Below are 16,901 nucleotides of genomic sequence, written 5' to 3'. Positions count from 1 at the left end.
CTTGGCTTTCAAACTATTATTTTTTCTAGGTTCGGTGCGCTTCGGTGTCGCTTCACTTTCGCTTGCTCTCCCGACCGCTTTATTAATGTAGCAACCTCTTACCAACTCTGTCAACTGTTTTGAAAAAAAAAATTTGTGCAGCTCAAAAACCGCTGCCAGAGAGCTATTTGGGCTAAGTTGTTTTTGGAAGGTTCTACAAAGGTAAGGAAAAAAGAGAAGTGGTGAGTCCAAGCGCTGTTCTACCCCTCTTAATCGTGTTAGACCCGCTGTTACGCAGCTGGTTGTTAGAGGATGTTGGGCGGGGCGATCGCACGACTCAAGGCTTGTTAAGCGGCGAAGTACGTGTTGGGCAAGCAGATTGGACTGCTAAAGAGGCAGGAGTAATTGCTGGATTGCCGATGGCTACCCGGATATTCCAGCTTTTGAGCGATAGTGTTAATTTTGTTCCTGTTGTCGCTGAAGGGGAACAGTGCCAGCGGGGGCAGTTGGTTGCTCAAATTCACGGTTCGCTAGATGCCCTGCTGCTTGGAGAACGAGTTGCCTTAAACCTAGCTATGCGTCTGAGTGGCATTGCTACACTCACCCGCAAGTACGTTAACCAAATTTCGGATTTGCCAGCTCAACTGGTGGATACCCGCAAAACTACTCCAGGGCTGAGAATATTAGAAAAGTATGCAACGCAGGTGGGAGGAGCGATTAACCACCGTATGGGGTTAGATGATGCAGTGATGATTAAGGATAATCACATTGCTGTGGCTGGAGGGATTGGAGAAGCGATCGCTCGTATCCGCTTGCATATGCCTTATCCCCTGACTATAGAAGTAGAAACCGAAACGCTGGCTCAAGTGGAAGAAGCCTTACAACATAGAGCCGATATCATCATGCTGGATAATATGCCGGTGGAGATGATGCGGCAGGCAGTGCAGATAATTCGCCACAGCAATGAGCGGATCAAGATTGAAGCATCGGGCAACATTACTATAGAAACTATTCGTGCCGTGGCTGAAACTGGCGTAGATTACATCTCCAGTAGCGCCCCGATTACTCGCTCAACATGGCTCGATTTGAGTATGAACATAGACGTTAGTACGATGGAGGAGAGAAGTATGCTGCCTGAGGTTTCGGGAAAACCCAATGAATTCTACCCTTGAACAACTTAAAAATAGATTTGAGCAGGCTTTAGTTGCCGCTTTTGGCAGTGACTATGCTGGGGTAGACCCAATGCTAGTGCCTGCTAGCAATCCCAAGTTTGGTGATTATCAGTCGAATGCGGCAATGTCCCTAACTAAACAGTTGGGTCAGCCGCCACGAGCGATCGCACAAAAAATCGTTGAGCATATAGATGTAACCAATATCTGCCAACCAATGGAAATCGCTGGTCCTGGTTTTATTAATTTCACCCTGAAACCAGAATATTTGGAAGCGCAGCTAGGTGCTATTCAGGTAGATTCCCAGTTGGGTGTCAGCAAGGCAAAAAATGCTCAGCGGGTAGTCGTGGATTTTTCTAGCCCTAATATTGCTAAAGAGATGCACGTTGGGCACTTGCGTTCAACGATCATAGGAGATTGTATTTCCCGAACTTTAGAATTTCGGGGTCACGATGTCTTGCGGCTGAATCATGTGGGCGACTGGGGAACGCAGTTCGGAATGCTTATTGCTTACTTACGGGAAGTTTGCCCAGAAGCTTTGACGACTGCTAATGCTATAGATTTGGGCGATTTAGTGGCTTTATACCGCAAAGCAAAACAGCGGTTTGATGAGGATGAGAAGTTTCAAGAAACTGCCCGACAAGAAGTAGTCAAGTTGCAAGCGGGTGACGAAGAGTCTCGGCGGGCATGGCAGCTGCTGTGCGAACAGTCCCGACGGGAGTTTCAGATGATCTACGATCGGCTTGATGTCCATCTAACAGAACGAGGAGAATCTTTCTATAACCCCTTGTTAGCAGGAGTGGTGAAAGACCTTGCCCAGTCGGGCTTGTTAGTGGAAGACAATGGGGCTAAATGCGTATTTCTGGAAGGGTTTACCAACAAAGAGGGTGAACCTTTGCCCATGATTGTCCAAAAGTCTGATGGAGGCTATAACTACGCCACTACTGATTTGGCAGCCTTACGCTACCGGATTGAACAAGATCGAGCCGATCGAATTATCTACGTTACAGATGCTGGACAGGCAAATCACTTTACTCAGGTGTTTCAGGTAGCGCAACGGGCTGGCTGGATTCCGGATAATTTAGAGTTGGTACACGTTCCCTTTGGTTTGGTGTTGGGGGAAGATGGAAAGAGGATAAAAACTCGCTTTGGAGAGGCGGTACGGTTGCGGGATTTGCTGGATGAAGCGATCGCGTCTGCCTGTGAAGACTTGGAAGCAAGACTCAAAGAAGAAGGGCGCAAGGAAACAGAAGAATTCATTGCCCACGTTGCTGAGATAGTTGGCATTAGTTGTGTCAAGTATGCCGACCTGAGCCAAAACCGGAACAGCAACTATATCTTCAACTCCAAGAAGATGGTAGCTCGAGAGGGCAACACAGCAACTTACTTACTCTATGCCTATGTCCGGATTCAGGGAATTAGCCGCAAAGGTGATATTGACTTTGAGAAATTGGGAGCAAATGCCAAAACTCTGTTGCAGGAAGAAACAGAACTTGTGCTAGCAAAGCATTTATTACAACTGAGCGAAATTGTTAGTGACGTTGAACAAGATTTGCTGCCCAATCGCCTTTGTCAATATCTATTTGAACTGAGTCAGAAGTTTAATCAATTCTACGACCAGTGTCAGGTGCTTAAAGCCGATGAACCTCAGCGAACATCTCGATTAGTTCTATGCGATTTGACTGCGCGAACTCTGAAGCTGGGATTATCGTTGCTTGGGATTTCCGTACTAGAGCGGATGTAAGCGGTTCGGTCTAGAGGCTGGTTGACTGACAAAACTCAAGAATCAAAGCTGTAAGATTTGATGGTAAATTCTCGATCCAATTGCTTTTGTGTTTGTTTTTTGACGCAGATGCAGGCTCTGGATCAATTCTGCCAGACAAGAAAATGGTTGGAAATAATTGCCATTCCTGATGCAAAACACCCTTGAGCCAATTCCAACCGATTCTCAGGTAGCTATTGCCCCGTTGCCAGTGAGCATCTACCCAACGACGTTTTCCCGCCGCAACCACCTCAATACCTTGTACCGTCAAAAGCAAGGTTGCCACTGCCATCACCAAGCATAGACGGGACAGGGCAGGGGCAGAGCGAAGTTCAGAACGTTCGAGTTGAAAGCCATTCGATTTTTCGTCAAGCAGTTCTTCTTCAATTTGAAAGCGTTCGCCATACTCAAAAAAGGTTTGTAGTGTCGTGGTTTGGTCGGAGACAACCATCCACAATTGCCGACTCAGAGGGTCGCGTGCCAAAGCCAGATGGAGGTGTTCGAGGGAATGGGTTTTAGTCAAACTGACGTTTTGGAGAAGCACGACTTCACCCAACGCCAGGTGATATTGGTTGAGTTGTATCCACCCATTGCGACACGAGTGAATCCAACTATTACTCTTGACTCGAATCCGAAAATGCCAGTGCAATTCATCTCGCAAATACTTCATTAATGTTGTGTCCGCAAAGCCTCGGTCTGCCAGAAAACACACTGAACTCCCAGGAGGCACTATACGAGCGGCTCGTTTCAACATCGCCTGATACATCTCAAAGCGCACACTGCTACTGCCATGTCGTATTACGCGCCTGCGCCAGGGGCACTGCCCGTCCTCGGTATTGTACCGAGAGGCGAATCAGACAGTACTCATTCTAGAGCATGGACGTATCTTCAATCAGGGTGATCTCTGAAACTCCCCATCCACTCAAGGCAGTTTGAATCAGACCACTATAGAGTCGTTGCACGTTGATGCGAGGATTATGAAACCACCGACTGAAGCGTCGTTGATGACTTTGAGCAAAAACGGCGCGAGTTTTCACATAAATCGTCCATTTGGTTAAGTTAATACATTCGCTACAGACTAAGCCAATCACCATCCAAATCAGCGTTTGTAAATGTCGCTGGTCTGCCCAAGTCATGGATTGACCTAACAAGGTGTGTAGTTGATGATAGAGTTGGGAGGTTTTCATCGGTTCCTGTGGTTGTGTGGTAACTTTCACAATAAACCGGAAATGCCCTTCTACCAAGGGTTGAACCTCCCTTTTCTTGCAGTTTTGTCAGTCAACCAGGTCTAGAGGTTTAGGAACCATGATCGAGTGTCAAAAAATGACAAAGGAGTTGTTGCGCGATGCCTTTGCGTTATTAGGTGAATTCCTTAGCTTCAAACAGAATTCATCTCACACTCCCCTGAGTACAGGGTGAGGTGTGAGATGAATTCTGGGCAATGAGGAAGTGACCAACGAGCGATATTGAACGCAGTTCAATCAGAAATGTTGGTCGGTGACGAATTGCCAGCCTCAAGTTTAAGGGAATCAATAAAGTCTTCTAGTATCTGAGTCATAGTTTTATCTTTTTGTGCTGAGTATAACCGTAGCTTATTTAACCTACGTTCAGAAATCCGCAAATTCAATGTTTTTGTTTTCATTAAGTAACTACAGCGCCAGTACGTTTATGTTACTATATAAGGAGGTCGAATCAAAAAAAATAAAGGCTCTTCATTACTTGGTATGCTAAAAAGTTGATCCCAAAACTTGAAAGGCTTACCTAGCAAGGTATAACAATTTTGGACTGTATTTTCTATTTAATAAACGCTAAATTGGCTTAAATTTATGGCTAGTATAGCTTGTGGCGCTTCTTGACTATAATTTAGCATACCAACTACGGAAGAGCCAAAATAAATGCGAATCTCATACCAGTACAAAATCAAGCCTAATAAAGAACAATCTGACAAAATTGATAAAACGCTCGAAATGCTACGGTATCAGTATAATTATTTGCTAGCTCAAAGATTTGATTGGTATGAGATGAATCGCTGTTCGATTGATAGATGTTCGTTAATCTGTCATTTACCCGAACTAAAAGACCAACCCAATTATTACAACCAAAAATCATCCCTAACTCAACTGAAAGCAGACCGCCCTTGGTATAAAGATATTCATTCTCAAGTGCTTCAAGAAGTACCTAAAAAGGTTGAGATAACTTTCGATAGATGGTTGAAAGGTGATGCTAACGGTAAAAAATCAGGTAGACCTAGATTCAAAGGCGCTGGACAATACAAGACTTTTACGTATCCACAATTTAAAAAACATCATTTTGCCAATAATAAAATTACTCTCTCAAAAATAGGGGACGTAAAAGTAATTGTTCATCGTCAAATACCTGACGGCTTTGATATTAAGACTGTATCTGTTACCAAAAAAGCAGATGGTTATTATGTTACTCTAAGCCTTGACGATCAAACAGTTCCAACTATCAAGCATGATTTTGATGCTGATAATATTGTTGGTATTGATGTAGGGTTGATAGATTTTTATGTCGCTTCTGACAATACCCGAATTGCAGCACCAAAATATTTACGCAAAGCTGAATGCAAGTTAAAGTCAGCACAGCGCCGTGTTTCTCGTAGAAAAAAAGGTTCTAATCGCCGCAAAAAAGCAATTAAAAAGCTAGGAATTCAACATAAAAAAGTTGCTGATACTAGGAAAGACTTCCACTTTAAAACGGTTAAATCACTACTTGACGAATACGATGTGATATCTGTTGAAAAGTTGAATATAAAAGGACTCGCTAAATCAAGATTGGCAAAAAGTGTGAATGATGCTGGATGGGGACAATTCATGTCAATACTAACAGCCAAAGCCGAAAATGCTGGGTTGTGTGTAGTAGAAGTACTTCCATTCGGCACAAGCCTTGAATGCTCAAGCTGTGGTCACAAGGTCAAAAAGCCGCTATCTCAAAGAATGCACAACTGTCCTGTATGTCAAATCAGTTTGTGTCGGGATTTAAACGCGGCTATAAACATAAAGAACCGTGGGGCACACGGTCTTAAAGCTCAGTCAATGTCTTCAATGAAGAGTCTCTGAGCAGCCTACACTCTATCGGTACTCCGATGAGTGTAGGAGATGTTACTCAAGACGAATATTATCTTGACAGTAGCCGAACCTATGGTGATGGTGGGAGTATAGCTCTACAAAATGCCCTTGAGCTATTTTTGCAGCGCCCAGAGCTTGGACTTGTATGGATGGCTTATGATAGCAATAAACCCGTGGGCATCTGTGTAGTCTGCTTCGCTATTTCTACTTCGATAGGGGCAGTAGTTGCCAAGCTAGATGATGTATTTGTGGCAACAGGTAGGCAAAATCAGGGAATTGGCTCGATACTGCTCGCTTCCCTCAAGAAGGAATTACGCCAGTTGGGTGTTCGGCGCATTGATACCAGCGTTCATTTTCAAAACAACCAGGCACGTCATTTTTACAGTAAACACAATTTCTGTTCTTTAAGTGAGGAACGCTTGTCGTGTTTACTGTAATCAAAGGGCATCTGGAGCTTTTTGAATAATTCGGTTCTGATATTCCTGTTCGGTCATCATATCGTGCGTACTCTGTAAACGATCTACAAACACGATGCCATCTAGATGATCGGATTCATGTTGAAAGATCCGGGCGACAAAATCTGTTAATTGTTGGCGATGCAATTTGCCATCCCGACTGGTGTATTCAACTTCAATCGCCTGATACCTGGGAACCAACCCTCGAATCCCTGGAATGCTGAGGCAACCTTCCCAGCCTTTCACCACCTCCTCAGAGTGGGCAATGATGCGAGGATTTATTATGGCGGTTGGTTCCATCTCAGGGGCGGTGGGATACCGGGGATTAGGACGAGATGCCATGATGAACAAGCGATAAGATTGAGCTACCTGGGGTGCTGCAATGCCAACGCCGCTTGCTTGAGCAACGGTTGTAATTAGGTCATTAATCAGTTTTTGGATCTGTTCAGAGCGCACATTTTCGATAGTCTGAGCCGATTGGCGCAGGATGGGATTGCCGAGTTGAGTGATTGGCAGGATTTCAGTCATAGTTGGGAGAAGTTGAAAGAAGCGATCGCTCTTCACAAGAATGGATAATACTATGCATGCACAAAGCGGTAGAGGTGAGCCGTGGATATTACTCTTGAACAGCTCTGGAGTCAGGTGCTGGAGCGTCTACAGCTACAACTGAGCCGTCCCACCTTTGAAACTTGGATCAAAACTGCCAGCGCTCAAGAGCTGGAAAATAACTGCTTGGTGATTTGCACACCCAACCCGTTTGCCCGGAATTGGTTGCAGAAATATTACATCAAAACAATTGCTGATGTCGTACAAGATATTCTGGGACAGCCGGTGGAAATTCACATCACGGTTGCCAAAGGAAATGAAGTCTCTAGCGCTGGTGATGCCGAAATCTCCTGGTCGCTGCCGATAGAAACCAGTATTGCAGAAATTACGCCGAACCAGCGTCCCAGACCGACCGAATTAAATCTTAAATACGTTTTTTCACGCTTTGTTGTCGGTTCTAATAATCGGATGGCTCATGCAGCTTCTTTAGCTGTGGCAGAATCTCCGGGACGTGAGTTTAATCCATTGTTTTTGTGTGGGGGTGTTGGGCTAGGAAAGACTCACTTAATGCAAGCAATCGGGCATTACCGTTTAGAAATTCACCCGGATTCTAAAATATTTTACGTTTCTACCGAACAGTTTACAAATGACTTGATTGCAGCGATTCGTAAAGACAGTATGCAACGGTTTCGAGAACATTATCGAGCTGCCGATGTACTGTTAGTGGATGACATTCAATTTCTTGAAGGAAAGGAATACACTCAAGAAGAATTTTTTCATACTTTTAATACTTTACACGAAGCTGGAAAGCAAGTAGTAATAGCTTCCGATCGCCCTCCTAATCAGATTCCCCGGCTGCAAGAACGCCTTTGTTCCCGCTTTTCTATGGGGTTAATTGCCGATATCCAGCGCCCAGATTTAGAAACACGGATGGCAATTTTGCAAAAAAAGGCAGAATATGAAAATATGCGATTACCGCGAGATGTTATTGAATATATAGCGACTAATTATACTTCAAATATTCGGGAATTGGAGGGCGCTTTAATTCGGGCTGTGGCTTATATTTCGATTTCTGGTTTACCGATGACTGTCGGGAATATTGCCCCAGTTTTGAATCCGCCTGCGGAAAAAGTAGCGGCTTCTCCAGAGGCGGTAATGATGGCGATCGCAGAAACCTTTGATGTTCCAATTGAAGATTTAAAAAGTAATTCTCGCCGTCGGGAAATTAGCTGGGCGCGACAAATTGGTATGTATTTAATGCGTCAGCACACGGATCTGAGTTTACCCAGGATTGGTGAGGAATTTGGGGGTAAAGATCACACCACAGTAATGTATAGCTGCGAGAAAATTACTCAGTTGAAGGATAGCAATCCCGATGTGGCTAGAACGCTACGCCAACTCAGCGATCGCATTAATATGCTGTGCAAGAAGCCAAAATAAATCCTGATCCTTCTCTAACAGCCAGCCAGTACCCTTTAACTTAAGTTTTCTGAAACTAATTGTAAAGAATGATTAACGTCCGGAAAGGTTGTGGAAAACTCCTAATTTTCTGTGGAAAAGCTTGTGGTAAAGCCGTGAAAAACTTTGTGTCTTCAGGGGAAAACGATCGCAAGTATAAATACCTTGTAGGAAAATAACTCCTTTTTTCCACAAAGTTTCCACAATTCATTAAGCTCTAAAACATATACAGGAAATTCATTTGACAACTTTTTCCACATTTTCCACAGCCCCTACTACGATTCTTTTAAAATTAATTAAAACAGTAGTAGTTTTCGCCAAGGTAGGTAAGCAGGGGAATCTGGATTGCTGAGGACAAGGGTGCTACGATCTCTTTCTGTGCCAAAAGTACCGCGCTCTCTCGCGTTCGGTTGGCTGAACAACTCCAAGGTTGAACTTCTATGAAACTGGTTTGCACCCAAAACGATCTCAGTACCAACCTTTCTCTGGTCAGCCGAGCAGTGCCATCGCGCCCGACACATCCTGTCCTCGCAAATGTCAAGCTGGAAGCTAACAAAAAAACTCAGCTTGTCAGTTTGACGGCATTCGATCTCAGCCTTGGCATTCAGACCAGCTTTCCCGCACAAGTGGAAGAGGAAGGTTTTCTCACGTTACCCGCGAAGCTGTTAAACGATATTGTTTCCCGTCTAGCAGAGGGAGAAATTACTTTAGAGGATAAAGGGGAGGAAGCCACGAGCGAAGGGATTATTGCCACGCTGACTTCTGCCTCTGGGCGTTATAAAGTCCGGGGAATGGGAGCCGAAGAATTTCCAGAACTGCCAGTCATTGAAAATGGCGAAGCTGCTCAATTGCCTGCCGCCGCATTAATTGAGGGCTTGCGGGGTTCCTTATTTGCCACCAGTCCGGACGAAACGAAGCAGGTTCTCACGGGCATCCATTTAACAGTCAAGCCAGAATACTTAGAATTTGCCGCTACCGATGGTCATCGTTTATCGGTTGTCGAAACGACTAACCAAAGTCAAACGGATGAAGAACCCTCTGAGGCGATTAGTCAGACAGCTCCGTTAGAAGTCACGATTCCAGCGCGGGCACTGCGAGAACTGGAACGAATCTTAGGGATGCGCCAGTCGGCGGAAGCGATCGCTCTCCATCTTGACCAAGGGCAGGTCGTATTTGAGTTAGCAGATCAACGTTTGACTAGCCGCACCCTAGAAGGGCAATATCCCGCATATCGTCAGTTGATTCCGCAACAATTTGAGCGGCAGGTGACAATCGATCGGCGTCAGCTGCTCAATGCATTAGAACGAATTGCCGTGCTAGCTGACCAAAAAAATAATCTTGTCAAATTCACGATAGACAGCACCAACCAGCAGGTTGCCTTATCAGTGGAAGCACAGGATGTCGGTAGCGGACGCGAATCTCTACCTGCACAAATATCAGGAAAGGATCTAGAGATTGCCTTCAACATCACCTATCTCAGGGATGGACTGAAGGCGCTGCAATCCTCCGAGATTCAAATACAGATGAATACAGGGAATAGTCCGGTGATTCTGACACCGCTTGGAGGTCTAAAAATGACTTACTTAGTGATGCCAGTGCAGATTCGCGCTTAACGAATTGTTAAGAGATAGCGACCTCGACCGCGCGGATTTGAGGCGGTGGCGATCGCACGATAAACGCCTGTTCGGGGTAAAGTCACACTCAGCTGAGAATTGGGATTGCTGCGGCTGATGTTATCATTCTCAGCAATCTTCCGGTCATTTTGATCGACCAAAATCAGATAAGTATCAAAATCAGGACTGGCAAGGGCGATTGTCACAGGCTGACCGGCACGACCTTGAAAGGAATATTCCTGGAACAAACTACCATCAGAAAGCACCTTGGCACCCCGACCCAGAATGCCAGCTTGCCGCATAAGCAAGCGATTTTGGGAAGTTTGATAGCGATCGCTCGCAGCGGTTGCCATTGCTCGAAGACGGTAAGCACCCGCTTGTCTTCCCTCAGAGGAATTGGCAATGATTAAATAAGTGCCACTTGCAGGCAGTGTCGCCACAAGGCTGGCGTTTCCCCTACCGCCCCCATCATCGTCTTGGGCAACTTCATTGCCATTGGGACCAAGCAGAATTAAGTAGGAGTCAATCTGCTGACTAGCCATATCAACTTTGACTCGCTGACCGGCTCTCCCCTGAAAGGTGTAAAGGTCAAAATAGCTGTTATCAGCTTGTAAAACATTGTCACCACTGCTAAGGGTGGCATTGATAACGGCACCATTTAGGGCGATGGATTTAGGTGGTTGTCTTCCAGAAGCGGGTTGTTGCCGTTGAGCGGTTGTAGGGGCGCGTCCTTGGCGCACTGCGGTCAGGAACGGCTGCACCCGGTCTACAGAAATCGCAAATCCGATGCCAATGTTTCCCGCACTCTGACCGCTGGTAAAAATGGCAGTATTGACGCCAATCAATTCTCCCTGGCTATTGAGAAGGGGACCGCCGGAATTGCCTGGGTTGATGGCTGCATCGGTTTGGATCAAGCCGCGCTGTTGGTCAATCCGACTGACAATGCCAACGGTGAAAGTTCCCTGAAATCGACCGAAAGGGTTCCCAATCGCAAACGCCCGCTGACCGACTTGTACGGAGTTTGCAGGAGCGATCGCTACGGTAGGTAGATTGTTCTGTCCTCGGATTTTCACAACTGCTAAGTCGAGACTATTGTTAGCAAAAGCAACAATATCGGCTGGAAGTCTTCTGCCATCTGAGAGAATAACGGTGACAGTTTGGCGACCGTTTGCCACAACGTGAGCATTAGTCAACACCAGACCGTCTCGGCTAATGATGCTACCGCTGCCACTGCCGTCACCAGCCTGGATGGATACCACCGCTGGACTGGCGCGTTTATAAACCTGAATATTTGTTTGTTCTTCAGCGTCTTGGGCAACAGCGATATTTGGCTGTTGCCAGTTAAAGGGAGCGATCGCGTCGATGGCATTAGCACCAATGGCAGCTGTGGCTGCGATGATGCCCGAAGTGGCAATACGCAGAACTTTGGTACTCATTATGTTAATTTTTTTAAGCTTTTTTGACTGGTCTAGCATATTTAGCAGCGATCGCTCTTAGGCGAAGCTGTTTCTATAGAAGAAGCGGATGCCGCGCTCGTGCGGGATCTCGCTAATTTCATTGATCTTCTACTGTTGTAAAGAGCCTGAATTTGTCGCTGAAGTTCCTCTTTCTACAGTTGCAATATGCCATTGCCCTAGCTGGCTAGTTTCAAACGCGACGTAGCGACCATCGCCGGAAATAGTAGGATGGCGTACCGAGCCTCGGATGCTGCTGGTGAGCAGTTCGGAGCGTTGAGTTTGACGGTCGTAGACAAAGATATCCGTCTTGCCTCGCTCGCTAGAAACATAAGCAATAAATCGACCATCCGCACTCAAAGCAGGTTGATCCTGTCTGGAGTCGCGACGATTGATATTGGGGAGATCGACGAGACGGCGTTGCTGCAAGTCGTAGAGGAAAATGTCTCGATTGTTATTGCGGTCAGAAGCAAAGGCGAGATAGCGACCGTCACTGCTGTAGGCGGGATGTTCGTCGGGCGTCTGGCTGTTGATACCGCCAGTGAGTATTTGCGGCGGGTTGAATAGCTGGGTGTCAAGACAACCAGTCATCCCCATTGTTAATAAAATTGTCAGCCAGCGCCAGTTAATTAGCCATTTCATATCACTTGCGCCTAAATACCTGATGACTGTAACTGCGAAGCGCGACTACACGAACCAAGCCCGCCTGTACAAGCTAAAAATATCACCTGATTCGCCAAAGTTGCGGATTAGAATAAGCGAGTAAGTAGATGGATATAACTATTTGTAGGATGGGTAGAGCGACTAAGCCAGGACTTACGCAAAGCTTATACATATAGCGTTCTTGTCGGTTCAATCCCCTTGTGGTTGCCCAAGAGATGTGGTGATATTTGCGTAAGTCCTGTAAGCGTTACCCATCAAACCCCTGTCATGCGTTGGGTAACGTTGCCTCAACCATTCCCTACATCAGATGTGCGAGTTTAATTATGTCTACCTACTTATTTATTTTTTCTCAGTACTTGTTACACACTACTTAGCACTTTTATCCTCAAGGAGGTGCTGGAAGATTCAGCGGTTGTCCAGAGCGGTCGATAACCACAATATCCCACTGACCATTTTCACTAGATTCAAAGGCAATCATCCTGCCATCGGCGCTAATCGTTGGATTTCGCACTTCTGCTTGCACGTTTTCCGCGAGATTCCTTAACTGGCGAGTTTCGCGGTCATAGAGGTAGATTCCCGACCGACCCTGACGACTTGCAGCAAAGACAATGTAACGACCATCAGCGGAAACAGCCGGGTGAGATGCGATCGCATCCAGGGAATTTAATCCTGGCAAATCAATTAAACGCCGATCCACCGTGTCGAAAAGATAAACATCCTGACTGCTGCGCCGGTCAGAAATCAGGACGATGTACCGACTGGCAATTTGAGGATTGATGTCAGAGGCTGGGCTATTTAAACTTCGCCCTCCTGAATCAAAGGGAAAACTCACGAGACGACCTGAGCCAGTACAACTACTCAATAAACTGGCTAAAGCAACAAATACTGATAGAACAAGGTTACGTTTCACGCTCAGGGAGAGGCAGATGGGCTGCCATCGGGGATATCTAACTCAATATTAGACCCCCGGTCTAGCACCTCTATGTCCCACTGACCGCGACTGCCGCTTTCAAAGGCAATATAGCGACCATCTGGACTAATACTAGGATTTCGCACCCAACCGCGATAGCCCATCGTGAGAATTTGCGAAGATTTGGTGCTGCGGTCGTAAAGTTCCACTTCCGGGCGTCCTTGGTCGCTGGCAATGTAGACAATGTAACGACCGTTCTGACTGAGACTGGGATTTTCGGCGATCGCGTCTTGTCGGTTCAAGCGCGGTACATCTACAAACTGCCGCTGTTGCAAGTCATACAGCCAAATCTGTCGGCTGCCATTGCGGTTAGAAACAAAGGCAAGCAACCGACCATTGCCACTCAAAGCCGGTTGCTCATCTGTATAACGACTGTTGAGGGCAACTGGCCCTGTTGAGCGATTGACTGGGGTACAGGCGACGACTAACCCAGCCATGCTAAACCAGATTCCCCATTTGACCCAGGTATGGATTCCCAGACCGCACGTCAATCTTTTCACATCAAAGTTGCATTGTTGCTTGCAAAAGTAACCCGACCCAATGAACCAGCCGCGTCTCATAAAACGCGGGGCGGACACGAAGACAACGCCCTTACCAGACTCATTCTTGGTCAAAATTGCTGGAGTTGTCCCCTTCGTCTTCCGGGTAGTCTATCGGTTTGTAGTCCACATAGTCGGTTGGGGTTGCTTCTACATCCTCCCGATTCTCCCGATTGGGCGATCGCTCCGACGATTCTCCTCTAGGTGGACGACTTCTTCTTGGCTTGGCGGCAGTCTCTGGATCTCGGCTGGGTGGACGAGTCGAGCTGGGACGGCTACTGCGAGGCGGTTTTTCCTCCCATGTGTCTGAGACTTCCCAATTGTCAGGCTGTTCGGTTGGGCGAGTTTCTGTTGGACGGGGACGAGGCTTGCGAGGGCGATCTCCTTGCCCCAGTTTTTCAGAATTACTATTACTGCGACTGGATGGACGGCGACGCGGTTCATCCTCGTAAGTTTCTACCGTCCGGCTATTGCGAGATTCTTGCGTTCCCCGAATCCGGCGTCTCGGCGGTTCCTCATCCATCGGTTCGAGTTGATCCAACTCGGCTCGATACACGCGGCTTACGGGGCGCTCTTCGTCCACAATTTGCGTATTCCGCTTTGCTACCTCCGTCGCCACTCCCCGCATCCGAATACTTTCAAATGCAAAAAAGATAGCAGAGCCGGTCAACAGAAACTGACCGAATTGCAAAATCGGATCGAGTCGCCATCCCTGAAATAAAAGAATGAAGCCGCACAAGAGACCAACCGCTGCAAAAAAGATATCGTGGTCTCGCGCTAGCTCTGGACGCACGGTACGCAAAAAGTACAGTGCTGCCCCTGCCACTGCCAGAAAAATACCCAGAAGACTGGCTGAGTTAAGCCCGAAGTTTACCATTGCTGTTTTCCCAAGACAAATCTATGTTAACGAGTTAACCGCAGAAATTGGTACGCAGGTTGGGAATTTTAATTCTAAGTATCCTGGGTCAGCAGGAGAATGAGCGGGCAGAAACTGGCGCGGCTGCGATTCGCATCAGCTCTTCTCCCTCTAACATATAAAACCTCAGTTTTTTTAGATCGAGCAACTAATTTAATAATTACTCTCTCGATAAACTGAGGTTTCCGGCTATTCCGGCAATCTAGGAACGTTGGATTTTATCCTTTTGACTAATAAAGATCAGCGCCACTGTGGCTGGGATGACAACAATTACAGCACCCCAGAGCAGACTATAGAGAAAATTCGCTAATGAAGGCGTCATTTTTTTTGGCTCTCTTTGACAACGATTTCTTTTGATCAATTTTAACGATATGTTATGAACTTGAGAAGCCTATTCCTCGCTTCATTTTGTTGCTAGTCTCTTTATACCTCTGTAGCAGTCTGGCTGAATAGGATTCAGCGCCATGCTGCGTTAGAATAATGAGAGATTTGGTTACAAAACTTTAACTATTGTGCCTTGCCACGCCAGTTGCATGACACTGGAAATTTCTTGATTGAGAACCAATGGACGCTGTTTCGCTTGCTAGCTGGATTCTTGGCCCGCTTGTGGGCTTGATGACTTTGTTGTTTATCTTTCGGATTGTCCTTACCTGGTATCCCCAGATAGACCTAAATCGCCTTCCCTTTAACTTGATTGCTTGGCCTACAGAACCCTTTTTAGTGCCATTGCGGAAAATTGTGCCGCCTATCGGTGGTGTGGACATTACGCCAATCATTTGGGTGGGGATCTTTAGCCTACTGCGAGAGATCCTCTTGGGTCAGCAAGGACTGCTGACGATGTTTGCTCATACTCATTAAAGCGCTTTGGAGGTTAGTAGGAGCGGGTAGCGGAAAAAAATTACCGATTCCCCACTCCTTACTTATTGCTGCGACTGCATTAACTGCTCAACAAAATTGGTATAAACCTCGCCTTGTAAAAACTCCGGTGTCTCCATAATTTTTTGATGTAAACCAATGGTCGTGGGTAAACCCGTGATGGCGCATTCCCGCAGTGCCCGTTTCATCCGCTTAATTGCGGTAGGGCGATCGCTACCCCAGACAATTAATTTGCCAATCAAAGAGTCGTAGTAGGCCGGAATTTCGTAATCCGTGTAGACATGGGAATCCATACGCACACCAAAGCCACCGGGGGGCAGATAGCCGCTGATCCGCCCCGGATGAGGGCGGAAGTTGTGGTCGGGATCTTCCGCATTGATTCGACATTCAATGGCATGACCTCGGAGAACTACCCCATCTTGAGTCAGCGACAATTTCTCACCTTGAGCAATGCGGATTTGTTCGGCAATCAAGTCTAAGCCAGTGATCATTTCTGTCACCGGGTGTTCGACTTGAATCCGAGTGTTCATTTCCATGAAGTAAAATTGCCCAGAGGGTGCAAGCAGAAACTCCACAGTCCCGGCACCCGTGTAGTTGATAGACTTAGCAGCCATGACAGCAGCAGTGCCCATTTTTTGGCGCAGTTCTGAACTGAGAACTGGACTGGGGGCTTCTTCCAGTAACTTTTGATGACGCCGTTGGATAGAGCAATCGCGTTCACCCAGGTGAATCACGTTGCCGTAGTTATCGGCTAAGATTTGAAACTCGATGTGGCGAGGACGCTCGATAAATTTTTCTAGATAGACGCCAGGATTGCCAAATGCGGCTTCAGCTTCTCCCTGTGCAGCTTGGAAGAGCTTGCCGAGTTCGCTTTCTTCCCGCACCAAACGCATTCCTCGCCCTCCACCTCCAGCGGTGGCTTTGATCATGACGGGATAGCCGATTTCATCAGCGATCGCTAATGCTTCCCGATCGGACATTAATATCCCATCACTTCCCGGCACTGTAGGCACACCCGCCCGTTGCATAGTTTCTTTAGCGGTGGATTTGTCCCCCATTGCCCGAATCGCTTCCGGCGTCGGACCAATGAAAGAAATCTGGTGAGCCGCGCAGATTTCCGCAAATCTGGCATTTTCTGCCAAAAAACCATAGCCCGGATGAATAGCGATCGCGTTGCGCGTCAAAGCTGCCGCAATAATATTGGGAATATTCAGATAACTTTTGATACTGGGGGGTTCACCAATGCAAACGGCTTCGTCAGCCAGTTGCACATGAAGGGCGTGTCGATCGATCGTCGAGTGAACTGCAACAGTCGCAATCCCCATTTCTTCACAGGTACGGAGAATGCGGAGAGCAATTTCCCCTCGGTTAGCAATTAAAATCTTTGAAAAACGCATCTTCTAGTTTTTAGA

At 46.7% G+C, this 16,901-nt stretch carries 17 protein-coding genes; 7 read left to right on the top strand and 10 right to left on the bottom strand.

Annotated features, from left to right (window positions below):
• Positions 1–221: 221 nt before the first annotated feature.
• Both nadC and argS read left to right on the top strand, forming a co-directional pair.
• On the top strand, positions 222–1,151 hold the full coding sequence (nadC, locus tag ACFW2W_RS18525; RefSeq protein ID WP_378181363.1) for a carboxylating nicotinate-nucleotide diphosphorylase: 930 nt from the start codon (positions 222–224) through the stop codon (positions 1,149–1,151).
• A complete protein-coding gene (argS, locus tag ACFW2W_RS18520; protein ID WP_378181360.1) occupies positions 1,135–2,892 on the top strand; it encodes an arginine--tRNA ligase in 1,758 nt (585 codons plus the stop codon). The genes nadC and argS overlap by 17 nt, the downstream gene beginning before the upstream one ends.
• Before the next feature lie 10 nt (positions 2,893–2,902).
• Here argS and ACFW2W_RS18515 read toward each other — a convergent pair whose 3' ends face one another.
• Both ACFW2W_RS18515 and ACFW2W_RS18510 read right to left on the bottom strand, forming a co-directional pair.
• A complete protein-coding gene (locus tag ACFW2W_RS18515) occupies positions 2,903–3,580 on the bottom strand; it encodes a hypothetical protein (RefSeq protein ID WP_378181357.1) in 678 nt (225 codons plus the stop codon).
• A 199-nt stretch (positions 3,581–3,779) separates the two neighbouring features.
• Complete coding sequence (locus tag ACFW2W_RS18510; protein ID WP_378181355.1) at positions 3,780–4,154, bottom strand: hypothetical protein; 375 nt, start codon at positions 4,152–4,154, stop codon at positions 3,780–3,782.
• 651 nt (positions 4,155–4,805) lie between these two features.
• Between ACFW2W_RS18510 and ACFW2W_RS18505 the strand changes: the two genes are divergently transcribed.
• Together ACFW2W_RS18505 and ACFW2W_RS18500 are read left to right on the top strand one after the other, a co-directional pair.
• Positions 4,806–5,990: an RNA-guided endonuclease InsQ/TnpB family protein gene (locus ACFW2W_RS18505; RefSeq protein WP_378181352.1), complete on the top strand. Its 1,185-nt coding sequence runs from the start codon at positions 4,806–4,808 to the stop codon at positions 5,988–5,990.
• 26 nt (positions 5,991–6,016) lie between these two features.
• Entirely contained in the window at positions 6,017–6,436 is a 420-nt protein-coding gene (locus tag ACFW2W_RS18500; RefSeq protein ID WP_378181349.1) for a GNAT family N-acetyltransferase, read from the top strand.
• On the opposite strand, the gene def is transcribed toward ACFW2W_RS18500, so the two are convergent.
• A complete protein-coding gene (def, locus tag ACFW2W_RS18495; RefSeq protein ID WP_378181346.1) occupies positions 6,437–6,982 on the bottom strand; it encodes a peptide deformylase in 546 nt (181 codons plus the stop codon).
• 81 nt (positions 6,983–7,063) lie between these two features.
• Between def and dnaA the strand changes: the two genes are divergently transcribed.
• Entirely contained in the window at positions 7,064–8,440 is a 1,377-nt protein-coding gene (gene dnaA / locus ACFW2W_RS18490) for a chromosomal replication initiator protein DnaA (RefSeq protein WP_378181343.1), read from the top strand.
• Between the two features lie 458 nt (positions 8,441–8,898).
• Entirely contained in the window at positions 8,899–10,071 is a 1,173-nt protein-coding gene (gene dnaN, locus ACFW2W_RS18485; protein WP_378181340.1) for a DNA polymerase III subunit beta, read from the top strand.
• Here the strand turns inward: dnaN and ACFW2W_RS18480 are convergent.
• From ACFW2W_RS18480 to psbX, 6 genes are all read right to left on the bottom strand, one after another.
• Positions 10,068–11,507: a trypsin-like peptidase domain-containing protein gene (locus ACFW2W_RS18480; RefSeq protein WP_378181337.1), complete on the bottom strand. Its 1,440-nt coding sequence runs from the start codon at positions 11,505–11,507 to the stop codon at positions 10,068–10,070. The genes dnaN and ACFW2W_RS18480 overlap by 4 nt on opposite strands.
• Positions 11,508–11,636: 129 nt before the next feature.
• Complete coding sequence (locus ACFW2W_RS18475; RefSeq protein ID WP_378181380.1) at positions 11,637–12,122, bottom strand: TolB family protein; 486 nt, start codon at positions 12,120–12,122, stop codon at positions 11,637–11,639.
• 451 nt (positions 12,123–12,573) lie between these two features.
• Positions 12,574–13,098, bottom strand: coding sequence for a TolB family protein (locus ACFW2W_RS18470; protein WP_378181335.1), 525 nt, complete (start codon positions 13,096–13,098; stop codon positions 12,574–12,576).
• Between the two features lie 2 nt (positions 13,099–13,100).
• A complete protein-coding gene (locus tag ACFW2W_RS18465) occupies positions 13,101–13,658 on the bottom strand; it encodes a TolB family protein (RefSeq protein ID WP_378181332.1) in 558 nt (185 codons plus the stop codon).
• A 100-nt stretch (positions 13,659–13,758) separates the two neighbouring features.
• Entirely contained in the window at positions 13,759–14,574 is an 816-nt protein-coding gene (locus tag ACFW2W_RS18460) for a Ycf66 family protein (protein ID WP_378181329.1), read from the bottom strand.
• 241 nt (positions 14,575–14,815) lie between these two features.
• Entirely contained in the window at positions 14,816–14,935 is a 120-nt protein-coding gene (gene psbX, locus ACFW2W_RS18455; RefSeq protein WP_190410189.1) for a photosystem II reaction center X protein, read from the bottom strand.
• 242 nt (positions 14,936–15,177) lie between these two features.
• Between psbX and ACFW2W_RS18450 the strand changes: the two genes are divergently transcribed.
• Complete coding sequence (locus tag ACFW2W_RS18450; protein ID WP_378181326.1) at positions 15,178–15,471, top strand: YggT family protein; 294 nt, start codon at positions 15,178–15,180, stop codon at positions 15,469–15,471.
• Between the two features lie 62 nt (positions 15,472–15,533).
• Here ACFW2W_RS18450 and accC read toward each other — a convergent pair whose 3' ends face one another.
• A complete protein-coding gene (gene accC / locus ACFW2W_RS18445) occupies positions 15,534–16,886 on the bottom strand; it encodes an acetyl-CoA carboxylase biotin carboxylase subunit (protein WP_378181323.1) in 1,353 nt (450 codons plus the stop codon).
• Between the last annotated feature and the right edge of the window lie 15 nt (positions 16,887–16,901).

The organism is Coleofasciculus sp. H7-2, assembly GCF_042747725.1.
Taxonomy (GTDB): Bacteria; Cyanobacteriota; Cyanobacteriia; order Cyanobacteriales; family FACHB-T130; genus FACHB-T130.
Note: the sequence above shows the minus strand (reverse complement) of the source record. Positions and strands in the feature narration are given on the sequence as shown.

What these genes read in the sequence shown, in the direction of transcription:
- argS (WP_378181360.1), top strand. Translation starts at nt 1,135, where the DNA reads ATGAATTCTACCCTTGAACAACTTAAAAATAGATTTGAGCAGGCTTTA.
- ACFW2W_RS18515 (WP_378181357.1), bottom strand. Translation starts at nt 3,580, where the DNA reads ATGAAGTATTTGCGAGATGAATTGCACTGGCATTTTCGGATTCGAGTC.
- ACFW2W_RS18505 (WP_378181352.1), top strand. Translation starts at nt 4,806, where the DNA reads ATGCGAATCTCATACCAGTACAAAATCAAGCCTAATAAAGAACAATCT.
- ACFW2W_RS18500 (WP_378181349.1), top strand. Translation starts at nt 6,017, where the DNA reads ATGAGTGTAGGAGATGTTACTCAAGACGAATATTATCTTGACAGTAGC.
- def (WP_378181346.1), bottom strand. Translation starts at nt 6,982, where the DNA reads ATGACTGAAATCCTGCCAATCACTCAACTCGGCAATCCCATCCTGCGC.
- dnaN (WP_378181340.1), top strand. Translation starts at nt 8,899, where the DNA reads ATGAAACTGGTTTGCACCCAAAACGATCTCAGTACCAACCTTTCTCTG.
- ACFW2W_RS18480 (WP_378181337.1), bottom strand. Translation starts at nt 11,507, where the DNA reads ATGAGTACCAAAGTTCTGCGTATTGCCACTTCGGGCATCATCGCAGCC.
- ACFW2W_RS18475 (WP_378181380.1), bottom strand. Translation starts at nt 12,122, where the DNA reads ATGGGGATGACTGGTTGTCTTGACACCCAGCTATTCAACCCGCCGCAA.
- ACFW2W_RS18460 (WP_378181329.1), bottom strand. Translation starts at nt 14,574, where the DNA reads ATGGTAAACTTCGGGCTTAACTCAGCCAGTCTTCTGGGTATTTTTCTG.
- psbX (WP_190410189.1), bottom strand. Translation starts at nt 14,935, where the DNA reads ATGACGCCTTCATTAGCGAATTTTCTCTATAGTCTGCTCTGGGGTGCT.
- ACFW2W_RS18450 (WP_378181326.1), top strand. Translation starts at nt 15,178, where the DNA reads ATGGACGCTGTTTCGCTTGCTAGCTGGATTCTTGGCCCGCTTGTGGGC.
- accC (WP_378181323.1), bottom strand. Translation starts at nt 16,886, where the DNA reads ATGCGTTTTTCAAAGATTTTAATTGCTAACCGAGGGGAAATTGCTCTC.